Genomic DNA, 18,705 nt, shown 5'->3' with positions numbered 1-18,705 from the left:
AAGATGCCCGCCTGCTCGCAATGACTTCTCGGTTACTGCGGGGTTGCCTGCCTTGACCGTGCCAAAAGCCTGCCGCATGGTCCGCCGCGATTGCCTGCCCTGGAGACTGACTTGAGCGAATACCTTGCCTTGCCGCTGGCTGCCCTGCCCTTTCCGAACATCGATCCCGTCATCTTGCAACTCGGGCCGCTGGCCATTCACTGGTACGGGCTGGGCTATATCGTCGGCATCCTGTTTGCCTGGTGGTACGGCAAACGGCTGGTGACCAACACCCGTCTGTGGCCGAACGGCGTGCTGCCGATGAAGCCCGAGGCCCTCGACGATTTCCTGGTCTGGGCAGCGGCTGGCGTCGTGCTCGGTGGCCGCATCGGCTACATCCTGTTTTACGACCTCGCTCGCTACATCTCCAATCCGCTCGACATCTTCGCGGTCTGGCAGGGCGGCATGTCGTTTCATGGCGGCCTGCTCGGCGTCACCCTTGCCATGGTGCTGTTCGCCCGCAAGCACGGCATCCTCGTCTGGTCGCTGATCGACGTCGTTGCCGCTGGCGTGCCGGTCGGCCTCGGCCTGGTGCGCCTCGCCAACTTCATCAATTCGGAGCTATGGGGCCGGGTGACCGACGTGCCATGGGCGATCGAGTTTCCCACCGGCGGACCTTTCTTGCGTCACCCGAGCCAGATCTACGAGGCCCTGCTCGAAGGCCTGGTCCTGTTCCTCGTGCTGCGTTTCCTCACCCATTCCAGGCTCAAACTGAAAACGCCGCGTTTCATCGCCGGCGCCTTCGTCTGCGGCTATGGCCTGTCGCGCATATTCGTCGAGTTCTTCCGTGAGCCCGACCAGCAGATCGGCTATCTCCTCGGCGGCTGGCTGACCATGGGCATGGTGCTGTCGGTGCCGATGGTGCTGATCGGCCTGTGGGCGATGCTGTCGGCCAAGCCGGTCACGCAGACCGCAAGGCCGGCATGACTGCGCTCAGGACGCGCATCGCAGGCCTGATCGCGGCATCGGGCCCGATCAGCGTCGCCGACTACATGGCGCTGTGCCTGTTCGATCCAACTGACGGCTATTACACGACGCGCGAGCCGTTCGGTGTCGAGGGCGATTTCACTACGGCGCCCGAGGTCAGCCAGATGTTCGGCGAACTCGTCGCCGTCTGGCTTTATGCCGCCTGGCAGGCGGCAGGGTCTCCAACCGGCGCGACGTTGGCCGAGATCGGCCCTGGGCGCGGCACGCTGATGAAGGACGTGCTCAGGGTTCTGCAAAAACTCGACAGCGCTTTCGTCGCCGGCGCCTCCATCGCCCTGGTTGAGACGAGCCCGAAGCTGCGTGGGGTGCAGAAACAGACGCTCGCCAGCAACGGCATCCGGATCGACTGGCACGACACGGTGTCGACGCTGCCCACTGCGCCACTGTTCATCGTCGGTAACGAACTGTTCGACGCCATCCCGACCCGCCAGTTCGTCAGGATCGGTGCCGCTTGGCACGAGCGCGCCGTTGGCCTCGATGAAACCGGCGAGCTTGGCTTCGTTGCCGGCCCGGCAACGATCGAGAGGGCGCTGCTGCCGGTTGCCGCCGCGACCGCGCCAGAGGGTGCGATCTTCGAATTCGCCCCGGCGCGCACCGGCACGATGGAGCAGATCGCCACCCATCTCGCCACCTTTGGCGGCGCCGGCCTGTTCTTCGACTACGGCCATGTCGAACCAGGTATCGGCGACACGCTGCAGGCGCTGCGCAAGCACCAATATGACAACGTGCTCGCCCATCCCGGCGAGGCTGACCTCACCTCGCATGTCGACTTCGCGGCCCTTGCTTTGGCAGCCCGGGCACATGGGCTTGATGCGCATCTGGCAACCCAGGGCGCGTTCCTGCTCGCCATGGGGCTGCTCGAACGCGCCGGCAAGCTCGGTGCAGATGCGGACGCCGCCGGGCGTGAAAAGATCCGCGGCGAGGTCGAGCGGCTGGCCGGCCCCGATGCCATGGGAACACTGTTCAAGGTGCTTGCGGTTGCTCCGCGTGGCACAAGAATTCCCTTCCCCGCCGTCAGTTGACAGCACGCTTGCGCCTGCCCCACTGTCCGGCCTCGAGATGGCGAGGCGACCTGTGGCGGCTGGTCCGGCCTTGACGAAATCGCTGACGAGGATGACAAGGCGGCAATGCTGAACGACTCGAAGCCGGATCCGATCCGGTCCAACTTGCTCGCCAGCGCGGAGGCCAATGGCATCCGCCACGGTTACTTCACCCGCACCGGCGGGGTCTCCGAAGGCATCTATCAGGGCCTCAACATCGGCGTCGGCTCCGACGACGACCAGACGCGCGTGGCCGAGAATCGCCGCCGCGTCGCCAGTTGGATGGGTGTGCCGGCCGACCACCTGCTCAGCCTTTATCAGGTCCATTCGCCCGACGTCGTTGTCGCCACCGGCCCCTTTGCCGACGGCCGCCCCAAGGCCGACGCGCTGGTGACCGACAGGCCCGGCATCGCGCTCGGTGCCTCTTCGGCCGATTGCGGCCCCGTGCTGTTTGCCGACCCGCAAGCACGCATCATCGGTGCTGCCCATGCCGGCTGGAAAGGCGCCTTTACGGGCGTGCTCGAAAACACAGTTGCCGCGATGGAGGGCCTAGGCGCCAGGCGCGAGCGCATCCTCGCCGTGCTCGGCCCGTCGATCAGCGCCGCCAATTACGAGGTCGGCCCCGAATTCGTCGCCCGCTTCGTCGAAGGCGACGCCGACAATGCCAGGTACTTCACACCGTCGGCGAATGCCGGCCACCACATGTTCGACCTCAACCTCTACACGGTCGACCGGCTGCGCAAGGCCGGCGTTCAGGCGGAAGCTCTGAACCGCTGCACCTATGCGGAAGAAGAGCTGTTTTACTCCTACCGGCGCACCACGCACCGCAAGGAAGCTGATTACGGGCGGCAGATTTCGGCAATTGCATTGGAGGACTGACAGCATGGCGCTGCATTTCGAACGAACCGAATTCGACGCCCGGCGCGACCGGCTGATGATCGAGATGGCCGAAAAGAAGCTCGATGCCGTCGTCCTGTTCGCGCAGGAAAGCATGTATTGGCTGACCGGCTACGACACGTTCGGCTTCTGCTTCTTCCAGTCGCTGGTGGTGATGGCCGACGGCTCGATGACGCTGTTGACCCGTTCGGCCGACCTGCGCCAGGCACGCCACACCTCGATCATTGAAAACATCGTGCTGTGGACCGACCGCGACAATGCGAATCCGACGCTCGACCTGCGCAACCTGCTCAACGATCTCGGCCTGCTCGGAGCGCGTGTCGGCGTCGAATACGACACCCATGGCCTGACCGCGTTCAACGGCCGCCGCCTCGACGAGCAGTTGCAGACCTTCGGCCAGATCGTCGATGCGTCCGGCATCGTCGGGCGTTTGCGCCTGTTCAAGAGCCCGGCTGAAATCGAAAAGGCGGAAAAAGCGGCGAGCCTCGCCGACGATGCGCTCGACGCGGCCCTGCCGCTGATCAAGCAGGGCGGTGACGAAGCCAGGATCCTGGCCGCCATGCAGGGCGCGATCTTCACCGGCGGCGGCGACTATCCCGCCAACGAGTTCATCATCGGCTCCGGCGCGGATGCCCTGCTCTGCCGCTACAAGTCCGGCCGCCGCAAGCTCAACAAGAACGACCAGCTAACGTTGGAATGGGCCGGCGTATTCAACCACTACCATGCGCCGATGATGCGCACGGTGCTGACCGGCAAGGCCTCCAGGCGCCACCAGGAGCTCTACGATGCCTCGCTGGCCGCCCTGCTGGCGGTTGAAAAGGCGATGACGCCGGGCAACACCTTCGGCGACGTCTTCGACGCGCATGCCCGCACGCTGGAAGCACATGACCTGACCAAGCATCGGCTCAATGCTTGCGGTTACTCGGTCGGCGCCCGCTTTACCCCGTCCTGGATGGACATGCCGATGTTCTACCAGGGCAATCCCGAACCGATTGCCCCCAACATGACTTTGTTCGCCCACATGATCATCATGGATTCGGAAACCGAGACCGCGATGACGTTGGGTCGTACCTATCTGACCACTGAATCCGCACCCAAGCCGCTGTCCCGCCATGATCTCGACTTGATCGTACGATGAGTGCGCAGAGCGCTGAGGGGCGTTTGCCAAGGAGTTCGGGCAAATGAGACGTTGGATTTTTGCGGCAGCCTGCCTGTCCGCCTCTGCCGCCCTGTCCGCTTGCAACAGCGCCAAGGACGTCCTTGAACCGTCTGCCGTGGCCCCCACCGAGCAATCGACGGCACTTGCCCGGACTGAAGGCACCGATGTCGCAGCACCCGCCGTGACGGGCGCGGCAACCGCGGCCGCAGCAGCGGGTCCTGCACCGACTGCTGCAGCGGCCGCTCCGGCACAGACCGCCGCCATCGTCGGCAAAGCGCGCGTGCAGTTCGCCCCGATCGTCGGCGCCACCGTCGAAGCGGCGACGCCGCTGACCCAGCGCCTCGGCATCAGGGCCCGCGAACGCGGCATCACGCTCGCCGGCAGCACCGACACCACGCCGCCCGGCATCATCATGCGCGGCTATTTCTCGGCAATGACCGAGGGCAAGGACACGACGGTCGTCTATGTCTGGGACGTCTACGACCCCGCCGGCACCCGGCTGCACCGCATCAACGGCCAGCAGACCGCGCCGTCGATCGGCGGCGGTGAAGGATGGCCAACGGTAGCGCCCGCGACCATGCAGACCATCGCCGACAACACCATCGACCAGTTGGCCCAGTGGCTGGCGGCAAAACCAGGCTAAGCTGCGGCATTCCGTTCCGATATGTCGCTTTTTTGGGATTCAATGGCGACTCCGCTTGCAATACGAGCCAAGGCCGCTAAAAGCCCGCTCATATTCACTTCCAGGATCGGCGTATGAAACTCTTCGCGGGCAATTCCAACCGGGTGCTAGCAGAAGCTGTCGCTCGCTATCTCAACATTCCCCTGGGCAAGGCCAGCGTCAGGCGCTTCGCCGACCAGGAAATCTTCGTCGAAATTCAGGAGAACGTGCGCGGCGAGGATGTCTTCATCCTGCAGTCGACCGCCTTCCCGACCAACGATCACCTGATGGAACTGCTCATCATGATCGATGCCTTCATGCGCTCGTCGGCACGGCGCATCACGGCCGTCATCCCCTATTTCGGCTATGCACGGCAGGATCGCCGCGCCTCCGGCCGCACGCCGATCTCGGCCAAGCTCGTCGCCAACATGATTGCGCGTGCCGGCGCCAACCGCGTGCTGACGCTCGACCTGCATGCCGGCCAGATCCAGGGCTTCTTCGACATCCCGACCGACAATTTGTTCTCGGTTCCGGTCATGGCCCGCGACGTCAAGGCCAAGTACAAGCAGTTGGGCAACGTCACGGTGGTTTCGCCTGACGTCGGCGGCGTGGTGCGTGCACGTGCGCTGGCCAAGCGCATCGACGCCCAGCTTGCCATCGTCGACAAACGCCGTGAGCGCCCCGGTGAATCCGAAGTGATGAACGTCATCGGCGAAGTGCACGGCAAGGATTGCCTGCTGATCGACGACATCGTCGATTCCGGCGGCACGCTGTGCAACGCGGCCGACGCGCTGCTCGCCAAGGGCGCCACCTCCGTCACCGCCTACATCACCCACGGCGTGCTCTCGGGCGGTGCCGCTGCCCGCATCGCCGGCTCGCAGTTGCAGGAACTGGTCATTACCGACTCGATCCAGCCGACCCAGGCTGTCATGGACGCACACAACATTCGCGTCGTCTCGATCGGCGACCTGATCGGCGAAGCGATTTCGCGCACGGCGACCGAAGAATCGGTGTCGAGCCTGTTCGACTGATTCTTTGCCGCAAGCAGACATTTCAAAGCCCCGCCTGGCATGCCGAGGCGGGGCTTTTTCGTCCCGGCAGCACTGTTTCAGAACATCCGCCAGGCCATGCCGGCGAGCGCCGCGACGGCGAGTACGGCGATCATGTTGGCCTTGAAGTGGATCAGCGCCACGCCGGCGGCGACCGCGATGACCGCTGCAACCGCGTCGAAGCTGCCGATTTCAGGTGCCGGCAGCACGAACGGCCCCCAACCCACCTCGTCGACCTTACCGAACAGGACGTGGAGCCCAAACCACACGGCGAGATTGGCGATGATGCCGACCACTGCCGCCGTCACCGCCGACAGCGCGCTCGCCAACCAGCGCACATGGCGTACCGTCTCGACATAGGGCGCGCCGACGAAGACCCACAGGAAACACGGCACGAAGGTGAACCACAGCGTCACCAACGCCCCGCCAATGCCACCGGCCAAGGGCGCCAGCGCCGCAAGCCGAGCGCCGCCGAGGAAGCCGACGAAGACCAGCACCAGGATCAACGGCCCCGGCGTCGTCTCGGCAAGGCCGAGGCCGGTCAGCATCTCGTCGGGCTTCAGCCAGCCATGCACCTCGACCGCCTGCTGGGCGACATAGGCAAGCACGGCATAGGCACCGCCAAAGGTCACCGCTGCCATCTTGGAGAAGAAGGTCGCTTCCGCCGTGTAGACATGGGCCGGACCGAGCGCCTGCCACAGGATGATCAGCGGCACGAACCAGATTGCCAGCCAGACGGCGAGCGTGGAGAAGAGCCGCCGCGCGCTGGGCCTTGTCCATTCCGGCATGGCGTAGGCGACGTCATCTTCGTCAGCCGCCTTGGCGCCGCTCTGTTGCAGCCCGGCGAGGTGCAGCACCGCGCCGATTGCCGCCGCCGCGACGACGATCAGCGGAAATGGCAGCTTGAGGAAGGCAATGGCAATGAAGGCCACAATCGCCAGTGCGACCATCGCGCCACCCTTCAGCGCCCGCCTTGACACCTTGATCAACGCCTCGAGCACGACGGCAAGCACTGCCGCCTTGAGCCCGAACAGCAGCCCTTGCACCAGCGTGACATGGCCGACGGTGAGGTAGATCGCCGACAATGCGGTGATGACCAAGGCACCGGGCAGCACGAACAATAGTCCGGCCACCAGACCGCCCCTGATGCCGTGCAGCAACCAGCCGGAGTAGGTCGCAAGCTGCATTGCCTCGGGTCCGGGCAACAGCATGCAATAGTTGAGCGCATGCAGGAAACGCGGTTCGTCGAGCCAGCGTTTCTCGTCGACGAGGATCCTGTGCATCAGCGCGATCTGGCCGGCCGGCCCACCGAACGACAAAAGCCCGATCCTGGCGAAGGTCCTCGTCGCCTCTCCGAAGGAAGGGTTGGGGCTTGGCAGCGTGGCATCCATGTCAAACCGCCTTCGCTGGCCAGTTGTGGGTTTCCTGGGTGGCGTAACGGCACCAGCCATAGAGCGCATCATAGAGCGTCATGCCTCTTTCGAGCTGGGCATGATCGTCGCCTTCGATGGCCGACAGGCCGAGCGACATGGCGAGAAGTCCTGCAGCCTCGGGCTCCATGTCAGGCCGCGCCGTATCCGCAGCCCTGACGATGCGGGCGAGATGCAGCAGCGGTGGATCCGACAGGCCGAATTTCGCTATCAGTGTGTCGAAGCTGCAGTCGTCGCCACGGTGCGAATAATGCACGTCCTTGATGTCGAAGGGGATGGCGCCGGTCTCGTCGGCGACGTCCTTGACCCATTCGGCCGAGACGAAGTGGAAAATGGCCAGCGGGTCGATGAAGCGCCTGATCAGCCATGGACAGGCGATGCGGTCGATCTTCGGCCGCGCCCGCGTCACCCATTCGCTGGGCCATGGCAGCCCCGGCTCGAGGCCTGGTGCCTTGCGCGCCACGACAGGCCCGCCAGCCGCAAGCCAGGCATCGATGCCACCTTCCAACATCAGCGCATCCGCACCGGCGGCGAGCAGCTTGGTCCGCCCGATCTCGCTGACATTGTGGCCATGCGCACAATAGACGACGATGCTCCTCCCCGCCGGAAACTGCGGCAGCCACTCCCCTACCTTCATGTGGTCGCGCCACAACGCACCGGCGATCCGCGTCGGCGCGGCAGCAAACGCGGCGCGGCGACGCACGTCGACAATCAAAGGACACTTCTCGGTACCGATGAGATGGATCAGTTCTATTGCTGAGATCATTCCGGGCATGGTCTTTCCTCCGCACAACATCGCGAAGGCGGAGCTTGGGCCCTTCGGCCTCACGGGGAGTCCACCATGCCCCCGATATGTGAAGTCTATTTGAAAGCGTCGACCGGTTCAATCATCGCAGCACACCGTCGAGTGCCGGCAGGCCGATGATCGCGGCGGTGGCGATCAGGCCGTAGCAGATGCGCCGGAAGGTTGCCTCGTTGGCGCGACTGAACAGGCGCGAACCGATATAGAGGCCGATTGCGAAGGTCGGCCCGATGGTCAGCGACAGCCCAACCGTCTCCCAGGTCAGCAGGCCGGCAATGAGGTAGCTGGTGATCGACAGCACACTCGATATGGCGAAATAGAGCACGATGTTGGCCCGCACCGTCAGCGGCGGGATGGCGCCGCCGAGCCAGTAGGCGACGACGGGTGGCCCGCCGACCTGGGCAGCGCCCGAAAACACCCCCGAGGTCATGCCGACCGCCGCCGTCAGGCTGGCATGCGGGCGGCCATGATAGCGCCAGCCCGACATCAGGAGCGCCAGCAGCCCGGCAACGATTGCGACGATCGCCCAGCGGATCATGACGCCGTCGACATGGGTGAGCAGGTAAGTGCCGCTGGGCACGCCAATCATCGCCCCCAGCGCCATAACCCCGACATTACCGCGGTCAGCGCTGCGCCACGCCTTGGGGATCAGCCCCGGCGTCAGCACCAGGTCGACGATCAAGAGCAACGGCACGGCAAGCTTGGCGCCAATCAGCGCGCTTGCCACCGGCACGAAGATCAGCGCCCCGCCAAAACCCGAGAAGCCCCGCGCGCAACCGGCAACGAAGGCGGCAATGACCAGCACCACGATGGTACCAGTCGAAAGCTGGAGCGGGAGAATTTCGTACATGATGAACTTGTCGGCTTAGTTAGTTGAGCTCGGCCTGATACAGGCTTGGCAGCATAAGTGCGAGCAGCCACAGCGGCGCCAACAGCGAGCCAGCCCCAAAACCGGTGCGGCGGTTGCACTTTTTGCCGCCTTCCGATATAGAGCCGCCACCCGCGTAGACACCCTTGGAGGCAACGCGGCGGAAGGCCGCCTCACCCGGCGGCTTTCGACGTTTACGGATCAGGCTTCATGCCCGCCGTAGGCGCTCCATACAACCGAAAGGAAATGCCATGAGCGAAACATACGAGCTCAAGGCCGAAGCACGCGAACTGGTCGGTAAGGGGTCCGCCCGTGAAGTTCGTCGCAACGGCAAAGTGCCTGCAGTCATTTACGGCGACAAGCAGCCTCCCCTGGCCATCGCCCTGTCCTACAAGGACATCTTCTACAAGATCCATGGCGGCGGCTTCCTGACCACCGTGGCGACGATCGACGTCGACGGCAAGAAGATCAAGGTCCTGCCGAAGGACTACCAGCTTGATCCGGTCCGCGACTTCCCGATGCATGTCGACTTCCTGCGCGTTGGCGCAAACACCGAAGTCAACGTCCAGGTTCCGGTTCACTTCATCAATGAAGAGAAGTCGCCAGGCCTAAAGCGCGGTGGTGCGCTGAACATCGTCCGTCACGAGGTCGAGTTCCACTGCCCGGCCAACGCGATCCCCGAGTTCATCACCGTCGATCTCGACGGCGTCGACATCGGCGATTCGATCCACATCTCGGCCGTCAAACTGCCGAAGGGCGTGAAGCCCGTCATCTCCGACCGCGACTTCACCATCGCAACGATCGCCGGCACCTCGGCATCGAAGTCGGAAGAAGGCGCAACCGAGGCTGCCTCCGAGGCATAATCGGCGCATACCCGGAGATCCCGACACATGCTGCTCTTTGCAGGTCTCGGCAATCCGGGTACGCAATACCAGAACAACCGGCACAATGTCGGCTTCATGGCGGCGGACGCAATTGCCCGCCGCCATTCGTTTTCGCCCTGGACGAAGAAGTTCAAGGGCATGGTCGCTGAGGGCAACATCGCCGGCGAAAAGATCGTCCTGATCAAGCCTCAGACCTTCATGAACCTGTCCGGCCAGTCGGTCGGCGAGGCCATGCGCTTCTACAAGCTCGCCCCTGCCGATCTCACCGTCTTCTATGACGAACTCGACCTCGTTGCCGGCAAGGTGAGGGTCAAGGTTGGCGGCGGCGCCGGCGGCCACAACGGCATCCGCTCCATCGACCAGCACATCGCCAGGGATTATCGCCGCGTCCGCATCGGCATAGGCCATCCCGGCGTCAAGGAGATGGTCCACGGCCACGTGCTCGGCGACTTCGCCAAGGCCGACAAGGAGTGGCTCGACGTCCTGCTAGACCTGCTGGCCGACAGCGCCGACCTTTTGACCAAGGGCGACGACAACGGCTTCATGAACAAGGTGACCGTCGGGCTACGCGACAAGCTTCAGCCGACTGGTACGAACGACGCGCCACCGCCGAAGGCCGCCAAGCCGCAGGCGCCCAAGGCCCAGAGCCACATCCGCCAGGCCCGCCCGAACCAGCCCGCCGTCAAGGTTCCCGAGACCGGCCCGATGGCCGCGATGCTGAAGAAGCTGCTCGGCAAGGAATAGACTGCACCTCCAACGAGCGTTAGACTCGATGGTCGCCGCCATCGAGAGGCGCCTGTGGGATATGATGTGGGAATTTATGCCGGCCCGCTCAGCGCGGACGATTCAACCGCCTGGGACGAATTCGAAACTTACCTCGATTCACTCGATGCAGATGGGGGCGATTGGCTTTCGGATCCCGCTCCGCCTGAACCAGGCTCCAAAATGCATACGCTGTATCTGAAACTGATAGAGCGGTTCCCATGTCGGACTACGCTGCCAGAACAGGAGCAAGAAACAGCGTTTTCTCCTTGGCGATCCGAGGTTTGGGCGATGTTCGGCAGGAATCATGCCTGGCTCGATATGAATTTTTCCAGCAGCCCCGAGGTTATGCCTCACATGGTGGAGTTGGCATCTGAACTTGGACTTACCATTCTTGAATTTCCCACTGGCCACATCCATCGCCCGGGTGCCGGCGGCACGTACGGGATCGCCAACTAAAGCAAAGCAACTTTTCGAGCTACGCTCTGAATTAGGAAGCCCGCCGATCACGGCGAAGCTGGCGCCACGCGTCAAGGTTGGCGGCGGCGCCGGCGGCCACAACGGCATGCGCTCCCTCGACCTGCACATCGCCAAGGATTATCGCCGCGTCCGCATGGCATCGACCAGATGGTGCACGGCCGTGTGCTCAGCAACTTCGCCAAGTCCGACAAGGAATGGCTGGAGGTATTGCTCGACCTCATGGCCGACAGCGCCGACCTTTTGACCAAGGGCGACGACAACGGCTTCATGAACAAGGTGACGGTGGGCCGGCGCGACAAGCTGCAGCCGACAAGTGCTGATGACACCCCGCCGCCGAAGGCGCCCAAGCCGCACGCGCCGAAGGCCCAGAGCCACATTCGCCAGGCCCGACCGAACCAGCCTGCCGTCAAGGTTCCCGAGACCGGGCCGATGGCCGCGATGCTGAAGAAGCTGCTCGGCAAGGACTGAGGGGCCACCGGATTCGCCCGGCCAGTGAAAGTCCCCTGACACAAGACGACCAGCCGCAATGATAGAACCCATCCCACAACAGGGAGCAGATCATGGCGACAACAGGCATTGACGACGTCATCTACATGTTCGCGATGTCGCTTGACGGCTTCATTGCCCGCGAGGACGGCTCGTTCGACTGGCTCGACAACTTTCCACCTGATGACGATTACGACTTTTCCGGCTTCATGGCGTCACTGAGCGGCATCGTCATGGGCCGCGCCACCTATGATGTCGTCCGCCGTGAACCGGAATGGACCTACGCCAAATACCCTTCCCTGGTTGCTACCTCGCGCCCGCTCGACAATCTGCCCGAGAACGCAGCAGCCATGGTCGGCGCGCCAGCCGAAATGCTTGCCAATCTTCGCGCTCGGGGTGCCAAAGGCCGCATCTGGCTGCTCGGCGGAGGCGATTTGGCCCGCCAGTTCATGGATGCCGGCCTGCTCGACACAATCGAGATCGGCACCATCCCCATAATCCTCGGATCAGGCTTACGGGCTTTCGGCGGCAGACAGGCAGATCGCTGGCTTGATCTCGCCTTTGCGAAGCCCTTGGCCAACGGCGCAGTGCATGCGCAATACCGCGTGCGACGCTGAAAGACTTGACGATCTTAGGCCCTATCGCCCATAGCCCTGAGCAAATTCCGATTTCCCGATAGGACCAAAAGACCATGGGTTTCAAATGCGGCATCGTCGGCCTGCCCAACGTTGGCAAATCGACGCTTTTCAATGCGCTGACGCGCACGGCTGCCGCGCAGGCGGCCAACTACCCGTTCTGCACCATCGAGCCAAACACCGGCGAGGTCGCGGTGCCGGATCCGCGTCTCAAGCAGCTGGCGAACATCGCCAAGTCGAAGGAGATCATTCCGACCCGCATCTCCTTCGTCGACATCGCCGGCCTGGTACGCGGCGCATCGAAGGGTGAAGGCCTGGGCAACCAGTTCCTGGCCAACATCCGCGAGGTCGACGCCATCGTGCATGTGCTGCGCTGCTTCGAAGACGACGACATCACCCATGTCGAGGGCCGCATCGACCCAGTCGCCGACGCCGAGACGGTCGAGACCGAGCTGATGCTCGCCGACCTTGAAAGTCTCGAGCGCCGCATCGTGCAGTTCCGCAAGCGCGGCGCCAGTAAGGACAAGGAAGCGACAACCGTGCTGCCGATGATGGAGCAGGCGTTGGCGCTGCTCCAGGACGGCAAGCCGGCGCGCCTGCTGCTCAAGGGCATCGCCGCCGAAGACCTCGCCATCCTGCAGGGCCTGAACCTTCTGACTTCGCACCCGGTGCTCTATGTCTGCAACGTCGCCGAAAGCGATGCCGCGACCGGCAACGAACACACCGCAGCCGTCCAGAAGATGGCCGAGGCGCAGGGCGCCGGCGTCGTCATCATCTCGGCGGCCATCGAGGCCGAGGTGGCGCAGCTGCCCGACGAGGAAGCTCAGGAATTCCTGGCCGACATGGGGCTCGACGAGCCGGGCCTCGATAAGCTCATCCGCGCCGGATACGAACTGCTGCACCTGATCACCTACTTCACCGTAGGGCCGAAGGAGACGCGCGCCTGGACCGTTCACAAGGGCGCCAAGGCGCCTCAGGCGGCAGGCGTCATCCACACCGACTTCGAACGCGGTTTCATCCGCGCCCAGACCATCGCCTTCAACGACTTCGTCACCCTCGGCGGCGAAGTCCCTGCCAAGGAAGCCGGCAAGGCGCGCGACGAAGGCAAGGAATACGTCGTCCAGGACGGCGACGTGATGCTGTTCAAGTTCAACACCTGATCGCCTGGCTCCACCGCATGCGCCTTCGAAAAGCCCCGCATTGCGGGGCTTTTCTTTTGGCAATGAGACCGTCCGGTCACCCGGCCTTTGCGAGCCCGGCTTTCAGTCTGTGCCCTCGCAGCGTTAACCTTTTGCTAACCAAGTCTGGCTACGGTCGCCTCAGAGATTTGCAGATCGTCTCCACCTTTGACCACGGATGTACTGGCACTGGATGTTGAGACGCTAGAGAAAGGTCGGGGGCATCCCGGCCTTTTTTGTTTGTCCAGGATGGCGACATCATACGGCCAAATCCAGCACTTGGACCGGCTCGAGGCTCTCTCCTCTTCAGGCAGCCTCATCACCAGCGTTACACACGATCAACCGGATTGTTCTCGACGGTTCCGCTGCGAATACCTATCTGCGCCCCAAGCGACACGGCGGCGATGCTGCCCGCGCAGCAATTGTATCTTGAGGGGCCGGATGACACAGCACGCACATGTCGAGATGGATCTTCCCGCGTTGCTGCGCGAGGCACTGGCTAGTTACAGCTGGGACCGGCAGACCATCGGCCATTCGAATGCCGGCGTGTTCAAGCTTGCGGCTGCCGGCAAGCCGACACTGTTCCTCAAGACCGAGGCGACAGGCGACTTCGCCGAACTGCCCGACGAGGTGGCGCGTCTGCGCTGGTTGGACGGCCAGGGCATCCCCTGCCCTCAGGTCCTGGCTTTCGAAACCCACGATGGAGTCCACTGGCTATTGATGACAGCCGTCGCCGGACAAGACCTCGTTTCGCACGAGGTTCCCCCCGAGCAGGCTGTCGCCATCATGGCCAACGCCCTGCGCCGGCTGCATGCACTCGACATCGCCTCCTGCCCCTTCGACCACAGGCTTTCGGCACGCATCGAGGTTGCCCGGACGCGCTTGGTAGCGGGTGTGGTCGACGTCGAGGACTTCGACGAAGAATGGCTGGGTCAGCCCGCCGAAGCCGTGTTCGAGCAACTGCTGGCGCGCCGGCCCGCCGGCAAGGAAGACCTTGTCGTCACCCATGGCGACGCGTCGATGCCCAATTTCATCGCCGATGGAGGCCGCTTCTCCGGCTTCATCGACTGCAGTCGGCTCGGCGTCGCCGACCGCTGCCAGGATCTCGGCATTCTCTGCTGGAGCATCCACTTCAATCTCGGCGAAGAGTGGATCGTACCTTTCCTCGCGCTCTACGGCCTGCCCGACGCCGACGCAGCCAAGCTGTCCTACTACCAGCTTCTCGACGAGTTCTTCTGATCGGCTGCCGGCCCGGCATCACCTTATCGATTTGCAACTTGACGTCGCAGCCGCTCGGGTCTATCGCGCCTAGGCGCTGGCCCGGCCCTTTCGTGACCCGCCGGCGCAATCCTTTAACCCCGCCCGCGACCGGGCACGATATCAGCTCCAAATGTGGGAGACCGGCGATGATCAAGGCATTCGTCGTGGAAAACGATCGTCTGCGCCTTGCAGACTCCATTGCGGCCGCGAAAGACAGCATTGTCTGGGCGGACCTGCTCAACCCGACCCGAGAAGAAGAGGCCGAGGTCGAGCAGTGGCTTGGCGTCGGCGTTCCGACGCGCGAGGAGATGGAGGAGATCGAGATCTCGTCCCGGCTCTATGTCGAGGACGGCGCCTACTTCATGACGGCGACGCTGCCGTCGCAGGCCGACAGCGACGACCCGGTGATGTCGCCGGTCACCTTCGTCCTGCGCCGCAACCTGCTGGTCACCATCCGCTATCACGAGCCGAAGGCGTTCCTGTCATTCCCTGTGCGCGCCGAGAAGGCGGCAATCGGCTGCACGTCGGGCGAGACCATCCTCGTCGGGCTGCTGGAGGCGATCGTCGATCGCCTCGCCGACGTGCTGGAACGGGTGTCGCGCGACATCGAGCTGCAGTCGAAAGACATCTTCAACCCGACGGCGACCAAGGCATCGAAGCGGGACCGCGACTTTCAGCAGGTCCTCAAGACCCTCGGCCGCAAAGAGTCTCTTACGTCGAACATCCGCGACAGCCTGACCTCGCTGCAACGCCTGTCCGGCTTCCTCGCCAACGCGCTGGCACAGGGCAAGAACGGCAAGGACGCCAAGGCACGGGTCAAGACGCTGTCGCGCGACGTGTTGTCGCTGACCGACCACGCCTCGTTCCTGTCGCAAAAGATCACCTTCCTGCTTGATGCCACGCTCGGCATGATCAACATCGAGCAGAACGGCATCATCAAGATCGTCTCGGTGGCGGCCGTGGTGTTCCTGCCTCCGACGCTTGTCGCCTCGATCTACGGCATGAACTTCGACCTGATGCCGGAGTTGCGCTGGATGCTCGGCTATCCCATGGCAATCGGCCTGATGGTCATTTCGGCCGTGCTGCCGTTCTGGTGGTTCCGCCGCCGCGGCTGGCTCTGAGCCAATGATTGCCTGTAGCCGGCCTTGCGCGTCCCGCGAGGCCGGTCCAAGGTTATCGTACAAGCTTGAACAGGATAACCGATGCGCAGCAGCAAGACATGGGCCTATGAGGACCTTGCCGAGGGCGTGATCATCGACCTCGGCAGCAAGACCGTCGTCGCCGAGGAGATCATCGAGTTTGCCTCGGAGTTCGACGCCCAGCTCTTCCACCTCGACGAGGAAGCCGGCAAGGCGAGCATTCTCGGCGGGTTGGCGGCCTCGGGCTGGCACACCTGCTCGATGTTCATGCGCATGCTGTGCGACGCGCTGCTGCTGAACTCGACCTCGCAGGGCGCGCCCGGCATCGACTACGCCAAGTGGAAGAAGCCGGTGCTTGCAGGCGACATGCTTTCCGGCAAACTGACCATCCTGTCGAGCCGCCTGTCGAAGTCGAAGCCTGGGCTCGGCTTCGTCAGCTGGCGCGCCGAACTGGCCAACCAGAAGGGTGAGCCGGTCTTCGAGCTGGTCAACACCTGCATGTTCCTGACCCGCGAGGCAGCACAATGACCCTCGACGAGTATCTCGGTATCGGTGTCACCATCACGCTTGGCAGCCATCATTTCAGCGCCGAGGCGATCAAGGACTTTGCCCGCAAATACGATCCCCAGCCGTTTCACACCGACGAGGAGGCAGCCAAGGCAAGCGTCTTCGGCAGCCTTTGCGCCTCGGGCTGGCACACCACGGCGGCGTGGATGAAGCTCAACCTCGCCCATCGCGGCCGCGCTTGGGACGGGCCCGGACCAAAGCCCGAATTCGGCCCCTCGCCCGGCTTCAAGAATCTGAAATGGCTGAAGCCGGTGTTTGCCGGCGAGACCGTCATCTTCACCCGCCGTGGTATCGACCACCGGCCGCTCGCCACGCGCCCCGGCTGGCGGATGATGACGTTGCACTCGGAGGGTTTCGACAGCACGGGCGACAAGGTCATCGAGTTCGACAGCGCCGTCCTGGTGAAGGTGGAGTAACGCTGGACATTCCCCTCGCCCCGTCTACGGGGAGAGGGTGGTCCCGAAGGGCCGGATGAGGGGCAGAGCCAAGATCTCTCAGTTATGATCTGCCCCCAATCTACCCTGGCTCGGAGGGTGCCGCACGAAGCCAATGTTCCACCTCTCGATGCTTCGCACCCCCTCTGGCCTGCCGGCCCTCTCCCCCACAAGGAGGGAGATCAGGCCTTCATAGACGCCTCGCCCAGTCACCGACGTAGCTGCTCCCCCCTTGCAACCTCTCAGAAAGGGCGCCGCCGGCGACGCGACTAATCTCCCTCCTTGTGGGGGAGATGGCCGGCAGGCCAGAGGGGGGGCTACGGATCACGACGCTGGCGACTAGAATCGGACACGCGCCGCAAAAAGAATCTGCCACCCGCGGAGAACGTCTCCATGGGTGGCGGCATGCCGAAGGCCGCTCGCTCACGGCCGGATGTTGTGGTTGACCCGGAACAGGTTTGCCGGGTCGTAGCGGCGTTTGACGGCGACGAGGCGCTGGTAGTTGTCGCCAAAGGCGGCGCGGACGCGTTCTTCGCCCTCGTCATCCATCATGAAGTTGATGTAGGCGCCGCCATGTGGGTTGTGCTTGTGCACCGCGGCCCAGTAGGCACTGGCCCAGTGCTTCAGCTCGGCCCCTTTTGCCGGGTCGGGGTCGATGCCGGCGATGACCATCGACCAGCGGGCACGACGTGCGCCCCAGGCGGTCGCATCGGGGGCCACGTCGTGGACGGCGCCGTCGATGGGGTAGAGATGCATCAGCGACAGCTCGCTCGGGCTCTTCGAGCCATGCGCGACATGGGCGGCGATGGCCGCATCCGACAGTTCGTCGACATAGTCGCCCTTCCAGTACCAGTGCAGCCCCTTGGGCAGCAGCGGGTCGAACAGCCCCTGCAGGTCGGCGAAGCCTATCGTCATCATGCCATCCATCAGCGGCTCGGGGAGTGCTTCGCGCATCGGCTGCATCGCCCTGATGCCGTCCGCCTCGGTGCCGTTGTAGCAGCTGATCAGCGCGCAGATGCGCCGCCCCCAGATCTCGCGCGGGAACGGATCGCAGGAAGGCACCGTCTTCATGCCGAAGAACATGCCGAGTTCGCGTGGCGCCCTCGGAAGGAAGTCGCGGTACCAGCGCATGATCTCGGCAGCATGGGCGATGTCGTAGAAGATCGGCCCGGCAAAGACGTCCTTGGCCGGATGGGCCTGGAAGGTGAAGCGGGTGACGACGCCGAAATTGCCACCGCCGCCGCGCAACGCCCAGAACAGCTCAGGATGCTCTTGGGCATTTGCGGTGACGACGCTGCCATCGGCCAGAACGACCTCGGCTGCGAGCAGATTGTCGATGGTGAGACCGTGCTTGCGCGTGAGATAGCCGGTACCGCCGCCAAGCGTCAGCCCGGCGATGCCCGTGCTCGAGACGATGCCGGCCGGCACCGCCAGGCCATGCGCACTGGTCGCCCGGTCGACGTCGCCTTGGGTGCAGCCGGCCTCGACACGCACGATGCGGCTGATCGGATCGATATCGATGCGCTTCATCGGCGACATGTCGATGACCATGCCGCCGTCGCAGCTGCCCAGGCCCGGGCCGTTGTGGCCGCCGCCGCGGATGGCGACGAGCAGCTGCCGGTCGCGGGCATGATTGACCGCCGCAACCACGTCGCCGACGTCGGCGCAGGGCACGATCCAGCGCGGCCTTTTATCGATCATGGCGTTGTAGAGGCTGCGCGCCGCCTCATAGCCGGGATCATCCTGGCCGATGAGGCTCGCGCGCAGCCGCTCGGGAAACTCGTGCGAAGCAGTTGACTTCAGCATTGTTGAACACTCGTGTTGGGGAACAAGACGCGCTCGCGCCTCTGCCGCGATCTTGGGTTCGGGCAATGGAGGGCGCGCTTGGCCGGTTGAACCTGCCGCACTCGCGGCACGTCCAGTCCTACGCCGCGTCGATTTCAGCTGT

At 63.9% G+C, this 18,705-nt stretch carries 19 protein-coding genes and 1 pseudogene; 16 read left to right on the top strand and 4 right to left on the bottom strand.

Going from position 1 to position 18,705, the window contains the following annotated elements; all coding sequences use genetic code 11:
• Positions 1-111: 111 nt before the first annotated feature.
• The 6 genes from lgt (at position 112) to SLT36_RS10940 (ending at position 5,814) form a co-directional block, all read left to right on the top strand.
• The gene (gene lgt / locus SLT36_RS10965) at positions 112-966 is read left to right on the top strand and encodes a prolipoprotein diacylglyceryl transferase (RefSeq protein WP_432287417.1); all 855 of its coding nucleotides are present in this window, start codon (positions 112-114) and stop codon (positions 964-966) included.
• Positions 963-2,048, top strand: a complete 1,086-nt coding sequence (locus SLT36_RS10960) for a class I SAM-dependent methyltransferase (protein WP_432287416.1) — start codon at positions 963-965, stop codon at positions 2,046-2,048. Before lgt ends, SLT36_RS10960 begins: the two co-directional genes overlap by 4 nt.
• 105 nt (positions 2,049-2,153) lie before the next feature.
• Positions 2,154-2,945, top strand: coding sequence for a peptidoglycan editing factor PgeF (gene pgeF / locus SLT36_RS10955; protein ID WP_432287414.1), 792 nt, complete (start codon positions 2,154-2,156; stop codon positions 2,943-2,945).
• Positions 2,946-2,949: 4 nt separating this feature from the next.
• Positions 2,950-4,101 (top strand): M24 family metallopeptidase, encoded by a 1,152-nt coding sequence (locus SLT36_RS10950; RefSeq protein ID WP_067959425.1) that lies wholly within the window; start codon positions 2,950-2,952, stop codon positions 4,099-4,101.
• A gap of 43 nt (positions 4,102-4,144) precedes the next feature.
• Positions 4,145-4,765, top strand: coding sequence for a hypothetical protein (locus SLT36_RS10945; RefSeq protein WP_432287412.1), 621 nt, complete (start codon positions 4,145-4,147; stop codon positions 4,763-4,765).
• 113 nt (positions 4,766-4,878) lie between these two features.
• Positions 4,879-5,814 (top strand): ribose-phosphate pyrophosphokinase, encoded by a 936-nt coding sequence (locus SLT36_RS10940; protein ID WP_067959419.1) that lies wholly within the window; start codon positions 4,879-4,881, stop codon positions 5,812-5,814.
• Between the two features lie 77 nt (positions 5,815-5,891).
• Here SLT36_RS10940 and chrA read toward each other — a convergent pair whose 3' ends face one another.
• The 3 genes from chrA to SLT36_RS10925 form a co-directional block, all read right to left on the bottom strand.
• Positions 5,892-7,223, bottom strand: coding sequence for a chromate efflux transporter (gene chrA / locus SLT36_RS10935; protein ID WP_432287411.1), 1,332 nt, complete (start codon positions 7,221-7,223; stop codon positions 5,892-5,894).
• 1 nt (position 7,224) lies between these two features.
• A complete protein-coding gene (locus SLT36_RS10930) occupies positions 7,225-8,028 on the bottom strand; it encodes a chromate resistance protein ChrB domain-containing protein (RefSeq protein WP_432288303.1) in 804 nt (267 codons plus the stop codon).
• A gap of 121 nt (positions 8,029-8,149) precedes the next feature.
• Positions 8,150-8,914 carry a sulfite exporter TauE/SafE family protein gene (locus SLT36_RS10925; RefSeq protein ID WP_067959410.1) on the bottom strand — a complete coding sequence of 255 codons (765 nt, stop codon included), beginning with the start codon at positions 8,912-8,914 and terminating at the stop codon, positions 8,150-8,152.
• Positions 8,915-9,183: 269 nt separating this feature from the next.
• Between SLT36_RS10925 and SLT36_RS10920 the strand changes: the two genes are divergently transcribed.
• The 10 genes and pseudogenes from SLT36_RS10920 (at position 9,184) to SLT36_RS10875 (ending at position 16,739) form a co-directional block, all read left to right on the top strand.
• On the top strand, positions 9,184-9,795 hold the full coding sequence (locus tag SLT36_RS10920; protein WP_067959407.1) for a 50S ribosomal protein L25/general stress protein Ctc: 612 nt from the start codon (positions 9,184-9,186) through the stop codon (positions 9,793-9,795).
• 27 nt (positions 9,796-9,822) lie between these two features.
• Positions 9,823-10,560: an aminoacyl-tRNA hydrolase gene (pth, locus tag SLT36_RS10915; RefSeq protein WP_432287410.1), complete on the top strand. Its 738-nt coding sequence runs from the start codon at positions 9,823-9,825 to the stop codon at positions 10,558-10,560.
• A 66-nt stretch (positions 10,561-10,626) separates the two neighbouring features.
• Positions 10,627-11,037 (top strand): hypothetical protein, encoded by a 411-nt coding sequence (locus SLT36_RS10910; protein WP_432287408.1) that lies wholly within the window; start codon positions 10,627-10,629, stop codon positions 11,035-11,037.
• 67 nt (positions 11,038-11,104) lie between these two features.
• A pseudogene (locus SLT36_RS10905) lies at positions 11,105-11,526 on the top strand (aminoacyl-tRNA hydrolase); the annotation flags it as partial.
• Positions 11,527-11,618: 92 nt separating this feature from the next.
• Positions 11,619-12,161, top strand: coding sequence for a dihydrofolate reductase family protein (locus SLT36_RS10900; RefSeq protein ID WP_432287406.1), 543 nt, complete (start codon positions 11,619-11,621; stop codon positions 12,159-12,161).
• 74 nt (positions 12,162-12,235) lie between these two features.
• Positions 12,236-13,339 carry a redox-regulated ATPase YchF gene (gene ychF, locus SLT36_RS10895; RefSeq protein ID WP_432287404.1) on the top strand — a complete coding sequence of 368 codons (1,104 nt, stop codon included), beginning with the start codon at positions 12,236-12,238 and terminating at the stop codon, positions 13,337-13,339.
• A gap of 459 nt (positions 13,340-13,798) precedes the next feature.
• A complete protein-coding gene (locus SLT36_RS10890) occupies positions 13,799-14,596 on the top strand; it encodes an APH(3')-II family aminoglycoside O-phosphotransferase (protein WP_432287402.1) in 798 nt (265 codons plus the stop codon).
• Positions 14,597-14,763: 167 nt separating this feature from the next.
• On the top strand, positions 14,764-15,738 hold the full coding sequence (gene corA / locus SLT36_RS10885; RefSeq protein WP_432287400.1) for a magnesium/cobalt transporter CorA: 975 nt from the start codon (positions 14,764-14,766) through the stop codon (positions 15,736-15,738).
• An 81-nt stretch (positions 15,739-15,819) separates the two neighbouring features.
• The gene (locus SLT36_RS10880) at positions 15,820-16,284 is read left to right on the top strand and encodes a MaoC family dehydratase (protein ID WP_432287398.1); all 465 of its coding nucleotides are present in this window, start codon (positions 15,820-15,822) and stop codon (positions 16,282-16,284) included.
• Positions 16,281-16,739, top strand: coding sequence for a MaoC family dehydratase (locus SLT36_RS10875; RefSeq protein ID WP_432287396.1), 459 nt, complete (start codon positions 16,281-16,283; stop codon positions 16,737-16,739). The genes SLT36_RS10880 and SLT36_RS10875 overlap by 4 nt, the downstream gene beginning before the upstream one ends.
• Before the next feature lie 441 nt (positions 16,740-17,180).
• Here the strand turns inward: SLT36_RS10875 and SLT36_RS10870 are convergent, their stop codons facing one another.
• A complete protein-coding gene (locus SLT36_RS10870) occupies positions 17,181-18,563 on the bottom strand; it encodes an FAD-binding oxidoreductase (protein WP_432287395.1) in 1,383 nt (460 codons plus the stop codon).
• Between the last annotated feature and the right edge of the window lie 142 nt (positions 18,564-18,705).

Source organism: Aminobacter sp. BA135 (assembly GCF_050859125.1).
GTDB lineage: Bacteria > Pseudomonadota > Alphaproteobacteria > Rhizobiales > Rhizobiaceae > Aminobacter > Aminobacter ciceronei.
Note: the sequence above shows the minus strand (reverse complement) of the source record. Positions and strands in the feature narration are given on the sequence as shown.